20 protein-coding genes are annotated in these 21029 nt (G+C 71.3%); 4 read left to right on the top strand and 16 right to left on the bottom strand.

What is annotated here, in order from left to right; translation table 11 throughout:
- Positions 1-3: 3 nt before the first annotated feature.
- From secD to pgsA, 12 genes are all read right to left on the bottom strand, one after another.
- The gene (gene secD / locus OHT74_RS30680; RefSeq protein ID WP_266668849.1) at positions 4-1788 is read right to left on the bottom strand and encodes a protein translocase subunit SecD; all 1785 of its coding nucleotides are present in this window, start codon (positions 1786-1788) and stop codon (positions 4-6) included.
- 155 nt (positions 1789-1943) lie between these two features.
- Positions 1944-2444, bottom strand: a complete 501-nt coding sequence (gene yajC, locus OHT74_RS30675; protein WP_267000461.1) for a preprotein translocase subunit YajC — start codon at positions 2442-2444, stop codon at positions 1944-1946.
- 164 nt (positions 2445-2608) lie between these two features.
- Positions 2609-3670 (bottom strand): Holliday junction branch migration DNA helicase RuvB, encoded by a 1062-nt coding sequence (ruvB, locus tag OHT74_RS30670; RefSeq protein ID WP_266668845.1) that lies wholly within the window; start codon positions 3668-3670, stop codon positions 2609-2611.
- Positions 3671-3752: 82 nt separating this feature from the next.
- A complete protein-coding gene (gene ruvA / locus OHT74_RS30665) occupies positions 3753-4373 on the bottom strand; it encodes a Holliday junction branch migration protein RuvA (protein WP_328621953.1) in 621 nt (206 codons plus the stop codon).
- On the bottom strand, positions 4370-4900 hold the full coding sequence (gene ruvC, locus OHT74_RS30660) for a crossover junction endodeoxyribonuclease RuvC (RefSeq protein WP_266668841.1): 531 nt from the start codon (positions 4898-4900) through the stop codon (positions 4370-4372). The genes ruvA and ruvC overlap by 4 nt, the downstream gene beginning before the upstream one ends.
- Before the next feature lie 107 nt (positions 4901-5007).
- Complete coding sequence (locus OHT74_RS30655) at positions 5008-5760, bottom strand: YebC/PmpR family DNA-binding transcriptional regulator (RefSeq protein WP_053676652.1); 753 nt, start codon at positions 5758-5760, stop codon at positions 5008-5010.
- Between the two features lie 57 nt (positions 5761-5817).
- Positions 5818-6420, bottom strand: coding sequence for a pyridoxal 5'-phosphate synthase glutaminase subunit PdxT (pdxT, locus tag OHT74_RS30650; RefSeq protein WP_266668838.1), 603 nt, complete (start codon positions 6418-6420; stop codon positions 5818-5820).
- 8 nt (positions 6421-6428) lie between these two features.
- On the bottom strand, positions 6429-7346 hold the full coding sequence (pdxS, locus tag OHT74_RS30645) for a pyridoxal 5'-phosphate synthase lyase subunit PdxS (protein ID WP_030294529.1): 918 nt from the start codon (positions 7344-7346) through the stop codon (positions 6429-6431).
- A 172-nt stretch (positions 7347-7518) separates the two neighbouring features.
- Positions 7519-8058: a hypothetical protein gene (locus OHT74_RS30640; protein WP_266631008.1), complete on the bottom strand. Its 540-nt coding sequence runs from the start codon at positions 8056-8058 to the stop codon at positions 7519-7521.
- A gap of 92 nt (positions 8059-8150) precedes the next feature.
- Positions 8151-9320: a glycosyltransferase family 4 protein gene (locus OHT74_RS30635; RefSeq protein ID WP_266668836.1), complete on the bottom strand. Its 1170-nt coding sequence runs from the start codon at positions 9318-9320 to the stop codon at positions 8151-8153.
- Positions 9317-10222, bottom strand: a complete 906-nt coding sequence (locus tag OHT74_RS30630) for a phosphatidylinositol mannoside acyltransferase (RefSeq protein WP_266668835.1) — start codon at positions 10220-10222, stop codon at positions 9317-9319. Before OHT74_RS30630 ends, OHT74_RS30635 begins: the two co-directional genes overlap by 4 nt.
- Positions 10222-10887: a phosphatidylinositol phosphate synthase gene (gene pgsA, locus OHT74_RS30625; protein WP_328621952.1), complete on the bottom strand. Its 666-nt coding sequence runs from the start codon at positions 10885-10887 to the stop codon at positions 10222-10224. Before pgsA ends, OHT74_RS30630 begins: the two co-directional genes overlap by 1 nt.
- Before the next feature lie 242 nt (positions 10888-11129).
- Between pgsA and OHT74_RS30620 the strand changes: the two genes are divergently transcribed.
- Both OHT74_RS30620 and OHT74_RS30615 read left to right on the top strand, forming a co-directional pair.
- Positions 11130-13325: an elongation factor G-like protein EF-G2 gene (locus OHT74_RS30620; protein ID WP_328621951.1), complete on the top strand. Its 2196-nt coding sequence runs from the start codon at positions 11130-11132 to the stop codon at positions 13323-13325.
- A gap of 149 nt (positions 13326-13474) precedes the next feature.
- Positions 13475-15142 (top strand): hypothetical protein, encoded by a 1668-nt coding sequence (locus OHT74_RS30615; RefSeq protein WP_328621950.1) that lies wholly within the window; start codon positions 13475-13477, stop codon positions 15140-15142.
- 49 nt (positions 15143-15191) lie between these two features.
- Here the strand turns inward: OHT74_RS30615 and OHT74_RS30610 are convergent, their stop codons facing one another.
- A complete protein-coding gene (locus tag OHT74_RS30610; protein ID WP_266668823.1) occupies positions 15192-15752 on the bottom strand; it encodes an HIT family protein in 561 nt (186 codons plus the stop codon).
- Positions 15753-15819: 67 nt separating this feature from the next.
- On the opposite strand from OHT74_RS30610, the gene OHT74_RS30605 reads away from it, so the two are divergent.
- Positions 15820-16518, top strand: a complete 699-nt coding sequence (locus OHT74_RS30605; RefSeq protein WP_266668821.1) for a potassium channel family protein — start codon at positions 15820-15822, stop codon at positions 16516-16518.
- Positions 16519-16528: 10 nt separating this feature from the next.
- Here OHT74_RS30605 and thrS read toward each other — a convergent pair whose 3' ends face one another.
- Positions 16529-18505 (bottom strand): threonine--tRNA ligase, encoded by a 1977-nt coding sequence (thrS, locus tag OHT74_RS30600; RefSeq protein WP_266668819.1) that lies wholly within the window; start codon positions 18503-18505, stop codon positions 16529-16531.
- Positions 18506-18659: 154 nt separating this feature from the next.
- Here thrS and OHT74_RS30595 point away from each other — a divergent pair, with 154 nt between their 5' ends.
- Complete coding sequence (locus tag OHT74_RS30595; RefSeq protein WP_328621949.1) at positions 18660-19148, top strand: GNAT family N-acetyltransferase; 489 nt, start codon at positions 18660-18662, stop codon at positions 19146-19148.
- A gap of 34 nt (positions 19149-19182) precedes the next feature.
- On the opposite strand, the gene OHT74_RS30590 is transcribed toward OHT74_RS30595, so the two are convergent.
- Together OHT74_RS30590 and OHT74_RS30585 are read right to left on the bottom strand one after the other, a co-directional pair.
- Positions 19183-20427 (bottom strand): hypothetical protein, encoded by a 1245-nt coding sequence (locus OHT74_RS30590; RefSeq protein WP_443047596.1) that lies wholly within the window; start codon positions 20425-20427, stop codon positions 19183-19185.
- On the bottom strand, positions 20427-21017 hold the full coding sequence (locus OHT74_RS30585; protein ID WP_266668796.1) for a DUF4365 domain-containing protein: 591 nt from the start codon (positions 21015-21017) through the stop codon (positions 20427-20429). Before OHT74_RS30585 ends, OHT74_RS30590 begins: the two co-directional genes overlap by 1 nt.
- Between the last annotated feature and the right edge of the window lie 12 nt (positions 21018-21029).

Below are 21029 nucleotides of genomic sequence, written 5' to 3'. Positions count from 1 at the left end.
CTCTCACGCCTCCTTTACGTCGACGGGAGCGGTGACGGAACCGGAGCCGGTACGGCGGGACCGGCGCAGCGGCGGCTTGGCGCCAAGCCGCTTCGGGTCCAGTCCGGACCAGGGGTGACCGCTGGAGAAGAACTTCGTACGGGCCATCAGCGTCATGATCGGCTTGGTGAAGAGGAACACCACGACCACGTCGAGCACGGTGGTCAGACCCAGCGTGAAGGCGAAGCCCTGCACCTTGCCGACCGTCACGATGAACAGCACGGCGGCGGCCAGGAACGACACGAAGTCGGACACCAGGATGGTGCGCCGGGCTCGCGGCCAGGCCCGCTCCACGGCCGGACGCAGGGTGCGGCCCTCGCGGATCTCGTCGCGGATGCGCTCGAAGTACACGATGAACGAGTCCGCGGTGATGCCGATCGCGACGATCGCACCGCAGACGGCGGGCAGGTTCAGCGCGAAGCCGATGCCCTTTCCGAGCAGCGCCATGATCGAGTACGTGAGGATCGCGGACACCAGGAGGCTGACGATGGCGATGAAGGCCAGGCCCCGGTAGTACACGAGCAGGTAGATCACGACGAGGGCGAGGCCGATGGCACCGGCGATCAGGCCGGCCTTCAGCTGCTCGCCGCCGAGCGCGGCGGTGACGGTGGTGACGCTGTCCTCGCTGAAGGAGAGCGGCAGGGCGCCGTACGAGAGCATGTTGCCCAGGTCCTGCGCGGACTGCTGGTTGAAGCCGCCGGAGATCTCGGCGTTGCCGCCGGTCAGCGCCTGGCTCACGGACGGGTCGGAGACGACCTCGCCGTCGAGCACGATCGCGAACTGGTTCTGCGGCATCTGCTTGGTGGCCAGCTCACCGGTGATCTTGGCGAACTTGTCGGCGCCCTTGTCGGTGAACTGCATGGTGACGATCCACTGGCCGCGCTGCGGGTCGATGACGCCCTTGGCGTCCTTGACGTCCGTACCGGCGACACCGGCGGGGCCGAGGATCCACTTGCCCCAGGCGTCGCCGCGCTTGCCACAGGCCAGCGTCGCGTCCTCGGGCTTGGCGCCCTTGCCGACGGCGGCGCGCTGCGCCTCGTTGGTGCAGTCCAGCGCGGCGAACTTCGCCTGCAGGTCGGCGGCGGCCGCCTCGATGCCCGACGGGGTCGGGGTCGGGGACGGAGCCTTGTTGTCGTCTGCCTTCTTCGACTCGCTCGCCGAGGGCGAGGGAGTGGCGGTGGCGCCCGGGGCCTTGAGGGCCTCGCTGAGCGCACGGCCCTGGGAAGTGGCGCTGGACGACGGGGTGGCCGGGGTGCCGGGCTTGCCGCTGCCCTCGGCCTTCGGGGCGCCGGAGCTGCTCGCGGAGGGGCTCGGCGTGGCCTCGGGGGCTGCCGGGGCACCGTCTGCGAAGGCCAGGACCGGGCGGAAGTACAGCTGGGCGGTGGTACCGACCTGCTCGCGAGCCTGCTTCTCGTTCGTCCCCTTGGGGATGTTCACGATGATGTGGTCGCGGCCCTGCGTCTGGACCTCGGACTCCGACACGCCGAGACCGTTGACACGGCGCTCGATGATGCCGACCGCCGTCTCCATGTTGGTCTTGTTGATCGCGTCCGGCTTGCCGGGCTCGCTCTTGGCCTTGAGCGTGATGCTCGTACCGCCCGCGAGGTCGATGCCGAGCCGGGGGGTCGTCTGCTTCGTGAGGAACATCCCCGCGGTGAGCGCCACCATCGCGATCAGGATGATGGCCAGGGCGCGCCCCGGCCTCCCCTGAGCCCCCGTGGGCCGCCGGCCCTTCTTCGGTGCTGCCACCTTGTCGTATCTCCCTGTCCAACCGCCCTGCGCCGGGTCAGCGCGCGGACGGCCACGAAAAATGTGTGGTGGGGACCCCTGCCCCCCGCAGAAGTGTGACTGACGGGGACCGCGCCGGCCGCCGGTCAGGCGCCTTCACGGTCCCCGGCCGCGCGCTACTTCGTGCCGGCCTCGCCGTCGGCCTTGCCGTTCTTGGGCTCGTCCTTGGGCTCGTCGGCCTTGGGCTCGTCGGCCTCGGGCTCGTCCTTCTTGCCCAGGTCGAGCTTCGGGGCCTCGCCCTCGGGCTTGTCCGCGTCCTTGTCCGCGTCCTTGTCCAGGGTCAGCGAGGAGGCGTCGTCCGGAACTACCGGCGTGTCGATCGTCAGATCATCGCCGGCTCCGTGGACGATGCGGTTGTATTCCGCGTCCTCCAGGACGGCGCCGATGGAGTTCTTCGCGTAGATCGCGTGGACACCGGGGGCCACCTCGAGGGTGACGGTGTCGTCGCCGATCTCCTTCACCGTGGCGTACATGCCGCCGATGGTGCGGACGCCGGTGCCCGGCGCCATGTGGTCACGCATCTGCGCGGCCGCCTGCTGCTTCTTCTTCGCGGAGCGGGTCATCAGGAACATCGCCCCGATGAGCACGATGAACGGGAGGAGTGTCACGAGATTCACGGGACGGAGATCCTTCGCACGACCGCACGGGAGACGGCCTTCTTCTACGGGGGTGGGCATGCCGGCCTGAAGGGTCGGCATCGGCGGAGTCTAGGCGAGTCCGCACCGATGGAACAACGCCCAGCATGGCACCGCAGTTCCTGAGCGGGCGAACCTCCGCGCCGTCAGGCCCCGAACAAGCCCTGTTGTCCGCTTGATCCACTCCCGTGCTGCTGGGGCGGGACAAGGCCCAGGTGAGCCCATGCGGCGGGGGTCGCGACCCGGCCCCTGGGCGTACGGGCGAGCAGCCCCTCGCGTACCAGGAACGGCTCGGCGACCTCCTCCACGGTCTCGCGCTCCTCGCCGACGGCGACGGCGAGGGTGGACAGCCCGACGGGACCCCCGCCGAACAGCTTGAGCAGGGCTTCGAGCACGGCCCGGTCGAGCCGGTCGAGCCCGCGCCCGTCCACCTCGTACACCTGCAGGGCGGTGCCGGCCACCTCGCGGTTGATCACGCCGTCGGCCCGGACCTGCGCATAGTCCCGGACCCGGCGCAGCAGGCGGTTGGCGATGCGCGGGGTGCCGCGGGAGCGGCCGGCGATCTCGGCGGCGCCGGCGGTGTCGATCTCCACGTCGAGGAGGCGGGCGGAGCGGTGAATGACGCGTTCCAGCTCCTCGGGGGCGTAGAACTCCATGTGCCCGGTGAAGCCGAAGCGGTCGCGCAGCGGCGGCGGGAGCAGGCCGGCGCGGGTCGTCGCCCCGACGAGGGTGAAGGGCGGCAGCTCGAGGGGGATGGCGGTGGCCCCGGGCCCCTTGCCGACGATCACGTCGACGCGGAAGTCCTCCATGGCCATGTACAGCATCTCCTCGGCGGGCCGGGACATGCGGTGGATCTCGTCGAGGAAGAGGACCTCGCCCTCTTGGAGGGAGGACAGGATCGCGGCGAGGTCGCCGGCGTGCTGGATGGCGGGGCCGGAGGTGATCCGGATGGGCGCTCCCATCTCGGCGGCGATGATCATGGAGAGGGTGGTCTTGCCGAGGCCGGGCGCGCCGGAGAGCAGGACGTGATCGGCAGTGGCGCCGCGCTGGCGGGCCGCCTTCAGCACCAGATCGAGCTGCTGGCGGACCTTCTCCTGGCCGACGAACTCGCCGAGGTCCTTGGGGCGCAGGGCCGCCTCGACGGCGGTGTCCTCGCCGTCCGCTGCCGCCGCCACGATCCGGTCGTCGCTCTCGTCATCCCAGTTCACGCTGTCAGTCTGCCTTTTTCGGTTCGTACGGTGGTCTCGGGGACTGCCCCGCGCAGCGGTACCCGTCCCGGCGCCGGCGAGGTCAGCGGGCTCGGTTCAAGGTCTGGAGGGCCGCTCGGAGGAGCTGGGGGACGGGGGCCGAGCCGCCGGCGGCGATGGCGGCCTCCGCCTGCGGGGTCACTGCGGACACCGCCTCCTCCGCCTCCCTGGAGGCGTACCCCAGGCCGATCAGGGCCGCCGAGAGCTGCTCCGTCCAGGGGGCCGGCCCGGAGGCGGCAGGGGCGCGCTGTGCGCCGACCAGCGGTACGCCGAGCTTGTCCTTCAGCTCCAGCAGCAGCTTCTGGGCCCCCTTCTTGCCGATCCCGGGGACGGCCATCAGGGCCTTCTCGTCCCCCGTCGAGACGGCCACCCGCAGCGCATCCGGACTGTGCACCCCCAGCATCGCCTGCGCGAGCCTCGGCCCCACCCCGCTCGCCGTCTGCAGCAGTTCGAAGACCTGCCGCTCGTCGTCGTCGGCGAAGCCGTACAACGTCAGCGAGTCCTCCCGTACGACCAGCGACGTGGCCAGCCGCGCCGTCTCCCCCATCCGCAGGCCGGCGATGGTGTTCGGCGTGCACTGCACGGCCATGCCCACTCCCCCGACCTCGATCACGGCCAGGGTGGGGGCGAGCGCGGCGACCGGGCCGCTGACGAAGGCGATCATGAGGGGCGGCCTTTCGAGGCGTGCAGGGCGACCGCCTGCTGAAGGCGGTTCTGGGCGGGGGCCCGCCAGATGTGGCAGATGGCAAGCGCGAGGGCGTCCGCGGCGTCGGCCGGCTTGGGCGGGGCGGACAGCCGCAGCAGCCGGGTCACCATCGCCCCGACCTGCGCTTTGTCGGCCCGGCCTGATCCGGTGACGGCGGCCTTGACCTCGCTGGGGGTGTGCAGGGCGACCGGTATCCCGCGGCGCGCGGCGCAGAGCATGGCGACGGCGCTCGCCTGGGCGGTTCCCATCACCGTCCTGACGTTGTGCTGGCTGAACACCCGCTCCACGGCGACGACTTCGGGCCGGTGTTCATCGAGCCACTGCTCGATGCCCGCTTCGATCGCGACGAGCCGGTCCCCCAACTCCGCGTCCGCGGGCGTCCGTACGACCCCCACGCCGATCATGGTCAGCGGACGGCCGGCGACGCCCTCGACCACGCCGACACCGCACCGGGTCAGCCCCGGGTCCACGCCGAGTACGCGCACTCCGCCCCCACCCCCTTCGATTGCCAGTGCGTGCAGGCTAGCCGGTGGCACTGACAAAGCGGCGGGCCGACGGGGTGTGTCCCCGTCGGCCCGCCGCTGATGCCCGATCAGGCGTCGACCTTCTCCATGACCTCGTCCGAGACGTCGAAGTTGGCGAAGACGTTCTGCACGTCGTCGCTGTCCTCGAGTGCGTCGATCAGCTTGAAGATCTTGCGCGCGCCCTCCTCGTCCAGCTCGACCTGCATGGTCGGCAGGAAGTTGGAGTCGGCCGAGTCGTAGTCGATGCCCGCCTGCTGGAGCGCGGTCCGGACCGCGACCATGTCGGTGGCCTCGCTGATGATTTCGAAGCTGTCGCCGAGGTCGTTGACCTCTTCGGCACCCGCCTCGAGCACCGTCTCCAGGACGTCGTCCTCGGAGAGCTCACCCTTGGGCAGCAGGACGACACCCTTGCGGTTGAACAGGTACGAGACCGAGCCCGGGTCGGCCATCGAGCCGCCGTTGCGGGTCATGGCGACACGCACGTCGGACGCGGCACGGTTGCGGTTGTCGGTGAGGCACTCGATGAGCACCGCGACACCGTTCGGACCGTAGCCCTCGTACATGATCGTCTCGTAGTCGGCGCCGCCGGCCTCAAGACCACCGCCGCGCTTGACCGCGGAGTCGATGTTCTTGTTCGGGACCGAGCTCTTCTTGGCCTTCTGGATGGCGTCGAAGAGGGTCGGGTTGCCGTCGATGTCGGCGCCGCCCATACGGGCCGCGACCTCGATGTTCTTGATCAGCTTCGCGAAGAGCTTGCCGCGCTTGGCGTCAACCACGGCCTTCTTGTGCTTCGTCGTAGCCCATTTAGAGTGGCCGGACATCTGCCTGTCTCCTTCGCGTCACCAACAATGTTCGCCTCAGATCCTACCGGGACGCCGTTACAGCCCCGCGCGCACCATGTCGACGAAGTACGCGTGGACCCGGTCGTCACCCGTGAGCTCCGGGTGGAACGAGGTGGCGAGGACATTGCCCTGGCGCACGGCGACGGTGTGACCGTCGTACGTGGCGAGCACCTCGGCGGCGCCGCCGACGGACTCGACCCAGGGTGCCCGGATGAAGACGCCCTCGACGGGGCCGCCCTCGATGCCCGCGAAGTCGACCTGCGCCTCGAAGGACTCGTTCTGCCGGCCGAAGGCGTTGCGGCGCACGATCATGTCGATGCCGCCCAGGGTCTCCTGGTCCTCACGGCCGTCCAGCAGCTTGTCGGCGAGCATGATCATGCCGGCGCAGGTGCCGTAGACCGGCATCCCGGCGCGTACCCGCTCGCGCAGCGGCTCCAGCATGCCGAACAGCACGGCGAGCTTCGACATGGTCGTGGACTCGCCGCCGGGGATCACCAGGGCGTCGACCTCGGCGAGCTCCTCGGGACGCCGGACCGGCCTGGCCACGGCGTCAGCCGAGGCCAGGGCGATCAGGTGTTCCCGTACGTCGCCCTGGAGGGCAAGTACCCCGACGACGGGGTCAACGGGGGTGTTCGTCATGGTGATGACTACCAGCCGCGGTTGGCGTAGCGCTCGGACTCGGGGAGGGTGTCGCAGTTGATGCCGACCATGGCCTCGCCCAGGTTGCGGGAGGCGTCCGCGATGATCTTCGGGTCGTCGTAGAAGGTGGTGGCCTTCACGATGGCGGCGGCACGCTTGGCCGGGTCGCCCGACTTGAAGATGCCGGAGCCGACGAAGACGCCCTCGGCGCCGAGCTGGCGCATCAGGGCGGCGTCGGCCGGGGTGGCGACGCCACCGGCGGAGAACAGCACGACCGGGAGCTTGCCGAGCTCGGCAACTTCCTTGACGAGCTCGTACGGGGCGCGCAGCTCCTTGGCGGCGGCGAACAGCTCGTTGTTGTCGTAGCCGCGCAGGCGGGCGATCTCGTTCTTGATCTGGCGCAGGTGGCGGACGGCCTCGACGACGTTGCCGGTGCCGGCCTCGCCCTTGGAGCGGATCATGGCCGCGCCCTCGGCGATGCGGCGCAGGGCCTCGCCCAGGTTGGTGGCACCGCAGACGAAGGGGGTGGTGAACGCCCACTTGTCGGAGTGGTTGACCTCGTCGGCCGGGGTCAGGACCTCGGACTCGTCGATGTAGTCGACGCCGAGGGACTGCAGGACCTGGGCCTCGACGAAGTGGCCGATGCGGGACTTGGCCATGACCGGGATGGAGACGGCCTCGATGATCTCTTCGATCATGTTCGGGTCCGACATGCGCGCGACGCCGCCGTCCTTGCGGATGTCGGCGGGGACCCGCTCGAGGGCCATGACGGCCACGGCGCCGGCGTCCTCGGCGATCTTCGCCTGCTCGGCGTTGACCACGTCCATGATCACGCCGCCCTTGAGCTGCTCGGCCATGCCGCGCTTGACGCGGGACGTGCCGATCGCGGACTCAGCGGACTGCGGGGTGGAGGGAAGCGTGCTCACGGATTGACCTCACTCGAAGGGAAGACGGGTGCTGCGGTGGTACTGCGCGCAAGTGCTGCGGTGGTACTCCGCCGAGCAAACCGCCCCCGACCAGTCCACCGCAAGGGCCAATGAGGAGCCGGTGGCCTCTTTCAAATTGGCCTTTGGGTACAACTAGGGCCGGCCGGGGCCACTACGGCCGGTCGGCAAGATCCACCGGGGGCTCATCGTCCATTTCGAACGCGAGCGGGAACGGGGCGTGGCCGGCCAGCCGGAACCAGCGGACCTTGCGGTGGCGGCGCAGCGCCCGGGCGGCCCGCACGGCGTCGTTGTGGAACCGCCGTGCCATGGGCACCCGGCGGACCGCCGCGGCCAGCTCCTCGGCGGCCGCCTCGCCGCCGGGGGCGGCCTTGAGCACCTCGACCTGGGCGGCATCGGAGAACACCGCGCGCAGCGCCTGGCTGAGCTCGCTCTCGGCGACCTCGCGGTGTTCCTCCTCGGCCTGGCGGGCGGCGTGTGCGGCCTCGTACAGGACGATGGAGGAGGCGGGGTCGAGCGCCCCGGAGGCGGCCACCTCGATCACCACCGAGGCGCGCCGCACGAGCTGCGCGTCGAGGGCGGCGCGGGCGGCGTCCATGCGCGAGTGCAGCCGGTCCAGCCGTCCGGCGGTCCAGCTGAGGTAGACCCCGATGACGCCGAGCGCCAGGGCAGTCCAGACAAGGGTTTCGATCACGGCCCGCGACAATACCCTCCCCGTCGACGCGCCCCGTGCACGGCTGCCCCGGCGGGCCCGCCCGCGGCCCGCCGGGCCCCGGGAGGGGGCCCTCAGGCCGACGGGTCCCGGGTGAGGCCGAGGCGGGTGCGCAGGCTGACGCGCTCGTCCGTGGCCACCGCAGCCGCGCCGTCCGTCACCGTTTCGTAGACCGCGAGGATGTCCGCTCCGACCGTCGACCAGTCGAAGCGGCGTACATGCGCCGAGCCGCGGGCGCTGAGCTCCGCCCGGCGGGCCGGGTCGCGCAGCAGGGCCACCGCGCCTGCGGCCAGCGCGTCCGCGTCCTCGTTGGTGAACAGCTCCCCCGCCGCGCCCTGGTCCAGGACCTGCGCGAACGCGTCCAGGTCGGAGGCGAGCACCGCGGCCCCCGCCGACAGCGCCTCGACCAGGATGATGCCGAAGCTCTCACCGCCGGTGTTCGGGGCCACGTACACGTCGACGCTGCGCAGCAGCCGCGCCTTGTCCTCGTCGGAGACCATGCCGAGGAACTCGACCCGCGCCCGCAGGTCGGCGGGCAGGGAGGCGACCGCCTCCTCCTCGTCGCCGCGGCCGGCCACGAGGAGCCGTACGTCCGGGCACTGCGCCACGATGCGCGGGAAGGCCGCCATCAGCACCGGCAGGCCCTTGCGGGGCTCGTCGATCCGGCCGATGAAGCCGAGGGTCTGCCCGGACCAGGCGGGATTCGGCTCGGCTCCGGCGAAGAAGTCCACGTCGACGCCGTTGGGGATCACGACCGCGTCCCCGCCCAGGTGCTCGACCAGCGTGCGCCGCGCGTACTCGCTCACCGCGATCCGCGCGCTGATCTTCTCCAGCGCCGGCTGGAGGATCGGGTACGCCGCGATCATGGCGCGCGAGCGCGGGTTCGAGGTGTGGAACGTGGCCACGATCGGGCCCTGCGCCGCCCAGCAGGACAGCAGTCCGAGCGAGGGCGAGGCCGGCTCGTGGATGTGGATCACGTCGAAGACGCCGTCGTGCAGCCAGCGCCGCACCCGGGCCGCCGACAGGAAGCCGAAGTTCAGCCGGGCCACCGACCCGTTGTACGGCACGGGCACCGCCCGCCCCGCCGAGACCACGTACGGCGGCAGCGGCGTCTCGTCGTCCGCCGGGGCCAGCACCGACACCTCGTGGCCGAGGCGGATCAGGTGCTCGGCGAGGTCCCGGATGTGGAACTGGACGCCGCCGGGCACGTCCCACGAGTACGGGCAGACAATGCCGATCTTCACGCGGAGCGCTCCTCCAGGTCGTCCAGCCACAGCCGCTGCAGCATGTGCCAGTCCTCCGGGTGCTCGGCGATCCCCTGGGCGAAGGCGTCGGCCACCGCTTGGGTCATGACGGCCGTCTGCTCGGCCCGGGTCCCTGTCTTCGGCACCGCCACCTCGGGATGGATCCGGCCGTACATCTTCGGCGACTCTCCGTAGTGCAGGGTCGCCGGGAGCAGCACCGCCCCCGTCTGTTGCGCCAGCAGCGCCGGCCCGGCCGGCATGCGTGCCGCCGAACCGAAGAAGTCCACCTCGACCCCGGAGGCCGACAGGTCGCGATCCGCGACCAGGCACACCAGACCTCCGGAGCGGAGCCGGCGGGCCAGGGTCCCGAAGGCCGTGCCGCCGCTGTGGGGCAGCACCTCCATGCCGAGGCTCTCCCGGTAGGCCACGAAGCGGTCGTAGAGGCTCTCCGGCTTGAGCCGCTCGGCGACCGTGGTGAACGGGACGCCGATGTGGCCGATGGCCCACGCTCCGGCGAGATCCCAGTTGGCCAGGTGCGGCAGGGCGACGACGACCCCGCGCCCGGAGGCGAGTGCCTCGCGCAGGAGGTGCTCGTCCTTGAACTCGACGTCCGTGCTGAAGCGCTTCGGGTCCATCGTCGGCAGCCGGAAGGATTCCATCCAGTACCGCATGTACGAGCGCATGCCGGCCTGCGAGAGCTCCCGCAGCCGCTCCGGACCGGCGTCCGGCACGACTCGAGCCAGGTTCGACTCCAGCCGCAGCACGCTCTTGCCGCGCTTCTTCCACGCGAAGTCGGCGATCCGGCGGCCGAGGGCCACCGCGGCCGGCTCCGGCAGCTTCTTCACCGCGGCCCAGCCGAGCCCGTACACGCCGTCGACCAGCTTGTCCTGCACCGTGCCCATCAGGCCGCGCCGCCCTCGGCCACGGCGGCCGCCGCGTCGGCCTCCGCCGCCTCACGGCGTACGGTGACCACCCGCTGGATCAGCGTGACCAGCGAGCCCACGGCCACGACCCACAGGGCGACCGGCAGCAGCACCCCGATCCAGGAGGGCGCCCCGAAGGTCTCCAGCCCGGACAGGCCGGCCGCGACCAGCGAGATCACCAGCCGCTCGGCGCGCTCGATGAGCCCGTTGACGGCGACCGGCAGCCCGATCGACTCGCCGCGGGCCTTCGTGTACGAGACCACCTGGCCGCTGGCCAGGCAGAAGATCGCCACCGCGCACAGCACGTTGTCGTTCCCGTTGCCCGCGTACCAGAGCGCGAGGCCGCCGAAGATCGCCGCGTCGGCCACCCGGTCGAGCGTCGAGTCGAGGAACGCGCCCCAGCGGCTGGAGACGCCCGCCTGGCGGGCCATGTTCCCGTCCACCAGGTCGGAGAACACGAACAGGGTGATGGTGATCGTGCCCCAGAAGAACTCCCCCCGGGGGAAGAAGACCAGCGCTCCCGCCACCACTCCGGCCGTGCCGATCAGGGTGACCGCGTCCGGGCTCACCCCCCGCCGGAGGAGAAATGCGGCGAATGGCGTGAGAACACGCGTGAAGAATGCACGCGCGTACTTGTTCAGCATGGCCTTCCCGGAGGGTCGCTGGGCCGCACGGCCACATCGGCCACCGGCTGGCCCATCGTAGCCAGCGCCCCGGGCGCCCACTGCCGCGCACCCACCGGTTCGCGCCAGACAATCAGCGCTCCATGCCCGCGACACGCTCCGGACAGCGCCGGGTACTACGTATGGACGCAGTGTGACGCCAGTGCAAAGCTCGAAGGACCCCGATCAACCTCCTCACCGTCACACCGGGAGGCACGAGCACCATGGGAGCCACATCACACCAAGCCGGAGCCGCCGGCAGGGCACCGACGGCCGACCGGCCGTCGTCCGTACGGAACGTCGTGCTGGTCGGCCACAGCGGAGCCGGCAAGACCACGCTGGTCGAGGCCCTCGCCCTGACGGCAGGCGCCGTCAACCGGGCCGGCCGGGTCGAGGACGGCGGCACCGTCTCCGACTACGACGAGATCGAACACCGGCAGCAGCGGTCCGTACAGCTGTCCCTCGTCCCCGTCGAATGGGACGGAATCAAGATCAACATCCTGGACACCCCCGGATACGCCGACTTCGTCGGCGAGCTCAGGGCCGGTCTGCGCGCCGCGGACGCGGCCCTTTTCGTCGTCTCCTCCTCCGACGGCATCGACGGCGCCACCCGCATGGTCTGGGACGAGTGCGAGGCCGTCGGCATGCCCCGCGCCATCGTCGTCACCCATCTGGAGGCCGCCCGGGCCGACTATGCGCAGATGGCCACCGTCTGCGGCGAGATCTTCGGAGCCGAGGACCCCGACGCCGTCATCCCGCTCTACCTGCCCCTGTACGGGCCTCCCGGCCCCGACGGGCACACCCCGGTCGCCGGCCTGCTCGGCCTGCTCTCCCAGCGCGTGTACGACTACACCTCCGGGGAGCGCGTGGAACGCGACCCCGCGCCCGACGAGCTCGCCCTCATCGCCGATGCCCGCTCCCGCCTCATCGAGGGGATCATCGCGGAGAGCGAGGACGAGAGCCTCATGGACCGCTACCTCGGCGGCGAGGACATCGACATCAAGACACTCGTCGACGACCTCGAGCGCGCCGTGGCCCGCGGCACCTTCCACCCCGTCCTGATGGCCGCCCCCGCCACCGACGGCGCCCGCCAGGGCCTCGGCACCGTCGAGCTCCTGGAACTGGTCACCGGCGGCTTCCCCACCCCCCTGGAGCGCGCCGCCGTCGCCGTCACCGCCCCGGACGGCGCCGACCGCCCGGCCGTCACCTGCGACCCCGACGGGCCGCTCGTCGCCGAGGTCGTCAAAACCTCCTCCGACCCCTACGTCGGCCGCGTCTCCCTCGTCCGCGTCTTCTCCGGCACCCTGCGCCCCGAGGAGACCGTGCACGTCAGCGGCCACGGCCTGGCCGACCGCGGGCACGAGGACCACGACGTCGACGAGCGGATCGGCACCCTCACGTCCCCCTTCGGCAAACAGCAGCGCAGCCTCACCCAGGTCATCGCCGGCGACCTCGCCTGCGTGGCCAAACTCACCCGCGCCGAGACCGGCGACACCCTCTCGGCCAAGGACCGGCCCCTGCTCATGGAGCCCTGGTCGATGCCCGACCCGCTGCTCCCCCTCGCCATCGCGGCCCACAGCAAGGCCGACGAGGACAAGCTCTCCCAGGGCCTGGCCCGGCTCGTCGCCGAGGACCCCACGATGCGGCTGGAACAGAACCCGCACACCCACCAGGTCGTCCTGTGGTGCCTCGGCGAGGCCCACCAGGACGTCGCCCTCGAACGGCTGCGCACCCGCTACGGGGTCCAGGTCGACCCCGTCCCGCACAAGGTCAGCCTGCGCGAGACGTTCGGAGCCAAGGCCGCCGGCCGCGGCCGCCACGTCAAACAGTCCGGCGGACACGGCCAGTTCGCCATCTGCGAGATCGAGGTCGAACCCCTCCCGCCCGGCAGCGGCATCGAGTTCGTCGACAAGGTCGTCGGCGGCGCCGTGCCCCGCCAGTTCATCCCGTCCGTCGAGAAGGGCGTACGCACCCAGGCCGCCCGCGGGGTCGCGGCCGGCTACCCGCTGGTCGACGTACGCATCACCCTCCTCGACGGCAAGGCGCACTCGGTGGACTCCTCCGACGCCGCCTTCCAGACCGCGGGCGCCCTCGCCCTGCGCGAAGCCGCCGCCGAGGCCCGCATCCACCTCCTCGAACCGGTCGCCGAGCTCGCCGTCCTCGTCCCCGACGAGTACGTCGGCCCCGTCATGAGCGACCTCGCCGGCCGCCGCGGCCGCGTCGTCGGCACCGAACAGGCAGACCCCGGCCGCACCTGCGTCCGCGCCGAGATCCCCGAGATCGAGATCGGCCGGTACGCCGTCGAACTGCGCTCGGTCTCGCACGGCACGGGCCGGTTCACCCGCGCCTACGCCCGGCACGAGCCCATGCCGCCCCAGATCGCCGACAAGGTGCGTGAACAGGCCGAGAAGGGAACCTGATTGACATAGCGCCAAAGACGCCTTGGAAGCCGCCCACCCAACCCGCTTGCGGTGGGCGGCATTTCCCTGTCCCATGACCATGGGAAGAGATACGCCGATAGGCTCATCTGCGCGGCAAAAGAGCACAACGCACAGCGATGGGGGCAACGGTGGCGGACGACGGATTCGACTTCAGGCCCGGGGCACAGGTCCCCCTCCAGGGGGGTGGGGGCCAGACCGCGGCGACCAACGCCCTCGCCTCGGCCGCGTACCGGGACGGCGGCAAGGACTCCAAGCTGTCCGACCTACTCAAAGCCGACAACGAGTACCACAAGTCGACGATCAAACCCCCCAAGGTCTCGCTCTTCGAACCCAACCTGGGCGAGGCCTTCTGCCGCGCCGTCGAGGCCCGCACCCTCGCCTCCGGCCGCAAACCGCTCATCCAGTCCTTCGGCCTCGACCCGCAGACCGTCGTCGAGCACTGCCTGGCCGCCTCCCGCCTCCGCAAGGAGCGCGACCGCAAGCTGCGCCTGATCATGCTGGTCGCCGGGGTGCTGTTCCTGCCCGGCCTGCTGCTCTGGCTGGGCCTGTTCCAGCTCCGCAAGTCGCTGGCCAAGGGTGACGGCAAACGCTCGTCCTGGATGGGCACCCTGCTGCTCGTCGGCGTCGCCGTCGTGGCGGCCGTGCTCATGTTCCGGCTGCCGTTCACCGGCTTCCTGGGCCTCTACCTGCGCGGCATGATCATCGTCCCCGCCGTGGGATGGCTCCTCGCCCGCCGGATCTGCGAGGCCACCGCCGCCGACATGCGCTCCCGCTGGGACGGTCTGCTCGCGGGCGACGGCATCGGCGCCAAGATTCCCGAGGCGGTCCCCGGCAACCCGGACGAGAAGGCCCGCGAGGACCTACGGCACTCGCTCGCCAAGCTCACGGCCGAGGACCGCAGCAACTCCGTCTTCTACGCCGGCCCCAAGGGCATCCTCGGCATGGGCACCCGCTGGGGCAGCTGGCAGATGGCCGAGGAGCTCGCCCCCAAGACCGAAGGCATGGAGATCCACCCGTTCCGCAGCTGGGACGTCATACGCGCGATCGACACCGAACTGCGCAAGCTGGAGCGCGGCCCGCTGCACACCGGCGGCCTGCCGCCCGCCTCGATCCAGCACTGGATCGTCACCCCGGTCGGCGAAGGCGCCGCGGAGGTGGCCCGCCCCACCGGCGCCGACGTGGACACCTTCCTCGTCAAGCCGCACGAGATCACCCGGATCTGCAACGAGCAGCAGTTCAGCGGCGGCAACCGGCACTACCTCGGCATCCAGTACCCGCTCTGGGACGGCCAGCTGGTGATCACCATGCTGGTGACGGTCACCGTGCTGTACAAGACCCTGCGCGTCGAGGTGACCGGCCACGCACTCGGACCGGTGCACGGCCTGTTCACCACCAAGTCCGCGGCCCCCAAGGTCGAGGTACCGAAGTCCGTCCGGTTCTGGGAGACCGTGGAGCGCACGCTGCCGCTGGTGGACGCCCAGGAGGTGGTCCGTCTCGCCGTCCGCGCCCCGCTGACCTGGTTCCCGCCGATCCTCGATTTCTTCGGCGGCAAGCTGGTCCTGCCCGAGCCCTTCGGTCTGCGCCACGTCTGGGCGGGCCAGCCCTGGCGCCACCGCTTCATGGCCGACGACGCACTCCGCGCCGCCACCCCCGTCCTGCGGGCGGTGCACGCGGCCGCGATGCGGGTCCTCGAGGAGAACGGCGCCGACATCGACCGCTTCAGCAACCGTTCGATGATCGTCAGCGGACTCGTCCAGGACGCCGCCCCGCGCAAGGCGGACGTGTACGACGCCTAGACGGGGCGCCCCGGGGCCGGCCCGCGGCCCCGGGGGGCGCCCGGCCGTCTCAGTCGGTGGGCCAGGCGTCGGCGAGCATCTGGCGGGTGTCCGCCAGAAGTTGGGGCAGCACCTTGGTGTGGCCGACGACCGGCATGAAGTTCGTGTCCCCGCCCCAGCGGGGCACGATGTGCTGGTGCAGGTGCGCCGCGATGCCGGCCCCCGCGGCGGCGCCCTGGTTCATGCCGATGTTGAACCCGTGCGCCCCGGACGCCTTGCGCAGCGCGATCATGGCCCGCTTGGTGAGATCGGCCAGCTCGGCCGTCTCCGCCGCGTCGAGCTCCGTGTAATCGGCGACGTGCCGGTACGGGACGACCATCAGGTGGCCGCCGTTGTACGGGTACAGGTTCAGCACGGCGTAGACGTGTTTGCCCCGGGCCACGACCAGGCCGTCCTGGTCGGACATCTCCGGAATCCCGCAGAAGGGACAGCCGTCCCCGGCCTCCGGACCGGTCGGCTTGTTCTCCCCCTGGATGTACGCCATCCGGTGGGGCGTCCACAGACGCTGGAACGCGTCCTGCGTGCCCACACCGATCTGCTGCTCCGGCTCAGTCGTCATGGGATGCAGCATATGACCTTGCCCCCGAAGGGCGTGTCGCCGGGGCGAAGACCGGCGGTACGGCCGCGATGCTGGGCCCATGCGCGAACAATCCGAGACCCGGGACGCAGCCTGGGAGCGCCGTACCGAGCTGCCCCTCTTCTATGCCTCGCTGGTCTTCCTCGCCGGGTACGCGGTCCGCGTCCTGGCCAACGACGCCCACAGCGTCTGGCGGGACATCGCGAGCATCGTGGTCTTGGTGACCTGGCTCTGCTTCATCGTGGACTTCCTGGTGCGGCTGATCCTCAGCCGCCAGCGGCCGCGGCGTTTCATCCGGACACACTGGCTGGACGCCCTGGTCGTCCTGCTGCCGACGCTGCGGCCGCTGCGCATGGTCAAGGTCCACGACGCCATCCAGGCCAAGCACCACGACCGCCCGCGCCGCAGCCTCTACCCGCGCGTGATCACGTACGCCGGTCTCTCGTCGGTGCTGCTCGGCTTCTCCGGCTCGCTCGGCATGTACCACGTCGAACACACAGACCCGCAGTCCCCGATCCGGACGTTCTGGGACGCGGTGTGGTGCGTGTGCCAGACGCTGACGACGGTCGGCTACGGCGACGTGGTCCCGGTGACCCCGGAGGGACGGCTGATCGCGGTCGCGCTGATGACCTTCGGCCTGGGCCTGCTGGGCGCCGTGACGGGTTCCTTCTCGTCCTGGCTGATCCAGGTCTTCCGCCGGGAAGGCGAAGACGAGGGGCCCTCGGGAGACGGAAGTTCCCCGGGGGCCCCTCAGAAATGAGCTGCGCCGGTCAGACCTGGACGCGGTCCTCGACGACCTTGGCCAGCTTGGCCAGGGCCTCGTCCTTGGCGATGCCGTTCTCCTGCGACCCGTCGCGGTAACGGAAGGAGACGGTGCCCGCGGCCATGTCCTCGTCACCGACGATGATCATGAAGGGGACCTTGAGCTTCTGGTGGTTGCGGATCTTCTTCTGCATCCGGTCGGAGGAGGCGTCCACCTCGACCCGCAGGCCCTTCTTCTTCGCCTCGGCGGCGAACTCCTGCAGGTACTCGACGTGCCCGTCGCCGATCGGGATGCCGACTGCCTGGACCGGGGCCAGCCACGGCGGCATGGCGCCCGCGTAGTGCTCCAGCAGCACGGCGAAGAACCGCTCGATGGAGCCGAACAGCGCGCGGTGGATCATGACCGGCCGCTGGCGCGAGCCGTCGGGCGCGGTGTACTCGAGGTTGAACCGCTCCGGCAGGTTGAAGTCCAGCTGCACCGTCGACATCTGCCAGGTGCGGCCGATGGCGTCGCGCGCCTGCACGGAGATCTTCGGGCCGTAGAAGGCCGCGCCGCCCGGGTCGGGGGTCAGCGGGAGGCCCTGCTTCTCGGCCACCTGCTGGAGGACCGCGGTCGCCTCCTCCCAGACCTCGTCCGAGCCGACGAACTTCTCCGGGTCCTTGGTGGACAGCTCCAGGTAGAAGTCGGTCAGACCGTAGTCGCGCAGCAGGTTCAGCACGAAGGTGAGGGTCCGGTCGAGCTCCTCGGCCATCTGCTCACGGGTGCAGTAGATGTGCGCGTCGTCCTGGGTGAAGCCGCGGGCGCGGGTCAGGCCGTGGACCACGCCCGACTTCTCGTACCGGTACACGGTGCCGAACTCGAACAGACGCAGCGGCAGTTCGCGGTAGGAGCGGCCGCGCGCGTCGAAGATCAGGTTGTGCATCGGGCAGTTCATGGGCTTGAGGTAGTAGTCGGTACCACCGTCGAGCTGCATGGGGGGGTACATGCCCTCCGCGTACCAGTCCAGGTGGCCGCTCTTCTCGAAGAGCGCGCCCTTGGTGGCGTGCGGGGAGTAGACGAACTCGTAGCCCTCTTCCTCGTGCCGGCGGCGCGAGTAGTCCTCCATGGTCCGGCGGATGATGCCGCCGCGCGGGTGGAAGACGGCCAGGCCGGAGCCGATCTCGTCCGGGATGGAGAAGAGGTCCAGCTCGTTGCCGAGCTTGCGGTGGTCGCGCTTCTCGGCCTCGGCGAGGAAGTCGAGGTGGGCCTTCAGCTCCTCCTTCGACGGCCACGCGGTGCCGTAGATGCGCTGGAGCATCGGGTTCTTCTCGCTGCCGCGCCAGTAGGCGGCCGCGTTGCGCATCAGCTTGAACGCCGGGATGTTGCGGGTGGTGGGCAGGTGGGGACCGCGGCAGAGGTCCTTCCAGCACAGCTCGCCGGTCTTGGCGTCCAGGTTGTCGTAGATGGTCAGCTCGCCGCCGCCCACCTCGACGTTCGCACCGTCGTCGGTCGAAGCGGAGCCCTTGATGCCGATGAGCTCGAGCTTGTACGGCTCGTCGGCGAGCTCCTCGCGGGCCGCCTCGTCGGTGACCACGCGGCGGGAGAACTTCTGCCCGCGCTTCTGGATCTCCTGCATCTTCTTCTCGACGGCCTTGAGGTCCTCCGGGGTGAAGGGCCGGGCCACGTCGAAGTCGTAGTAGAAGCCGTTCTGGACCGGCGGGCCGATGCCCAGCTTGGCCTCGGGGAACAGCTCCTGCACGGCCTGAGCCATGACGTGCGCGGTCGAGTGGCGCAGGATGTTCAGGCCGTCCTCGGAGGAGATCTCGACGGGCTCGACGATCTCGCCGTCCTCGACGACATACGCAAGATCCTTGAGCTCGCCCGCCACACGCGCGGCGACGACGGTGCGCTCGCCGGCGAACAGCTCGGCCGCCGTAGTGCCCGTGGCCACCACGCGCTCGTCCCGCTCGGAATCGCGTTGGATGATCACACGGACGTCTGACACCGGTCTCTCCTGACTCAGGGGATGCGCCAGCGAACGCTGCGCGCCTGAATCGTACCGAGCCGAGAGGCTCCGCCGCGAAACGGTTGTGCCTTCCCGGGTTGGTTACGGTGGACCCGCTGCCCCCGCGCCACCCTGCTCCGGAGGAATCGTGCCCGTGCCGAACCCGCTCGACGTCCGGCCGCTGGACCTGGCCGAGGACTCCGCGGCGACGGCGGTCCACCGGATCGGCCGGGCCGCGTACGCCGTGGAGGCGGAGCTGATCGGCTTCGACGGCATCCCGGCGCTGCGCGAGAGCCTCGCGCAGATGCGGGAGCAGCCGCTGCACTGGCTCGGCGCGGTCGCGCAGGACGGTGGGATCGCCGGTTTCCTGGCGTGGCAGGAGGAGCCGGACGGCAGCGCCTGCATCGACCGCCTCTGCGTGTCCCCGGCCTGGTTCCGCCGAGGCGTCGCCTCGCTCCTGCTCCGTCACGTCCTGTCCGAGCTCCTCCCCGCCGTCACGGTCACGGTCACCACGGGCGCGGCGAACACCCCCGCACTGACCCTGTACACCCGCCTGGGCTTCACCCGCGGCCCGGACTTCTCCCCCGCTCCGGGCCTCACGATGGCCTCCTTCACCCGCAGACCCGGCCCCGCCGGCGTTTGAGGCGCGGAGTCCGGGGCGGAGCTCCGGGCCCCTGTCAGTCGTCCGTCGGAAGGACGTCCCCCGGATCGAGCGCCTCGTCCAGCGACTTCATCAGCCGGTCCCGCTCGACCTCGTCCAGCGGGACCGGCGTCACATCCGTGGCATCGGTCAGCCGCCGGAACCCGCCCCGGCGCTGCAGCCGCCCGCTCACCCGGATCGGCACGCCCACCAGATGCGCATGCCCCGCCACCCGGTACGCCTCCTCGTCGAGGACGGCCCGTACGTACGGGATCTCCGCCCCGGCGAGGACCCGCAGCCGGATCGTGCCCCCGCCGCCCGGGGCCGAGCGCCGCATCCGGACCACCGCGCCCGCCACCCGCACGGGAACCGCCGGTTCGTCGCGGGTGTAGCGCGCCGCCGCATCCCGGAGCACCGGCAGGTCCCCCGGCGAGAACTCCACCGGCTCCGGCCGGGCCGCGCACCCCGCCGGGACCCCGGCCGCCGGCGCCCAGGCCAGGGCGATGCGGGCCCCCTCCGAACCCCGCACGAGCGCGATCAGCGCATCGGCCAGCTCCCGGCTGACCCCGGCCTCGACCGCCGCGTCGAAGGCCTCCATGCCGCCGGTGGCCCGCCGGTAGTCCACGGCCTCGCGCGCCGCGTGCAGGGCGTGGTGCAGCCGGGTCATGGTGCCCCGCCCGCCGTCCACCGGGACGTACGCGGTGAGCCTGCGCCCGCCGGGGGCCGGCCCCACCAGGACCCCGTCCAGGGCGCGTTCGGCCTGTCCGCGGTGCCGGGCCCCGTAGTACCCGGCCCTGGCCCGGTCCGCGAGGGCCCCGGCGAGCAGGAGCTGCCTGGCGGCCGAGCGGAGCTGTTCCTGCACGGTCCACGCCGCCGCGCCCCGGGGCCCGTACGGCCCCTCGGGACCCTCGGGGATCCGCCGGTCCCAGCGGATCTCGTCGCTGGGCACGCTCAGTCCGTACAGCACCTCCCGTGCGGACGGCAGCGCGCTGCGCGCGAGCGCGGTCAGGGCCTCCTCCAGCAGGTCGACGCAGTCGGGGAAGGCCCGGCTCTCCGGAACGAGCAGGCTGTTCCCCCCACCGGCCGGCCCGGGAAGGGCAGGCGGCGTCCAGCGCCCGTACCGCCCGGCGGCCCCGCCCCGGCGCTGCCAGCCGTGCCGGTGCAGCAGGGCTCCCAGCACGGCCGGGTCGACGTGGGCGGGATCGGGCGTCCCCGAGTCGGAGAAGTCCCCGTACTCGGACGGGGACGTCACCGGTTCGAGGTTCGGTGAGTGCCAGTGCATCAAGGTGTCCCTCCCGACCCGACCCGGGTCATGATCTCGCACAGCGCCCGGTCGTCGAAGATCCGCGTGGTGGGGATCCGCACGGTGGTCCGGCGCCGGCCGGTCACGGGGTGCCCGGCGAGGTTGGTCCAGTAGCAGCAGTGCCGCAGGTCGAGCCGGTCGTGGCCGGCGGCCAGCCACTGGTCGCGTTCTCGCGGGACGAGCATCACGACGAGGATCTTGTGGACGGCGACCGGCGTGCGGGCCAGCTTCACCAGGTGCTCGTTGTCGAGGGTGAACGCGAAGGTGGGCCCGGCCGGTCTGGGCGGTATCTGGTAGGTCGCCTTCAGCTGCACCTTGATGGTGACCTCGTCGTCGACGAGGTGCTCGGGCGCGCCGTGGTTGACCTGCCAGTCGATGCCGTTGTCCGGAAAGGGCTGGGAGAGCGAGCAGCCGGCCGCGGCGGCGACTGCGTGCAGGTATCCCACCTGGAGGGTCTCCATGCAGGCGGTGGTGGCGAGTGTGCCGCGCAGCGGTCCGGTCCGCGCCTCACTCCGCGGATCGGTCCGCCCCTGCAGCATCCCGCCCGGTTCGGGCTGCGCGAGCGCCATGGCCGGCTCCCC

The organism is Streptomyces sp. NBC_00354 (assembly GCF_036106915.1).
Classification (GTDB): Bacteria; Actinomycetota; Actinomycetes; order Streptomycetales; family Streptomycetaceae; genus Streptomyces.
This window is presented reverse-complemented; position numbering and strand designations above follow the sequence as displayed.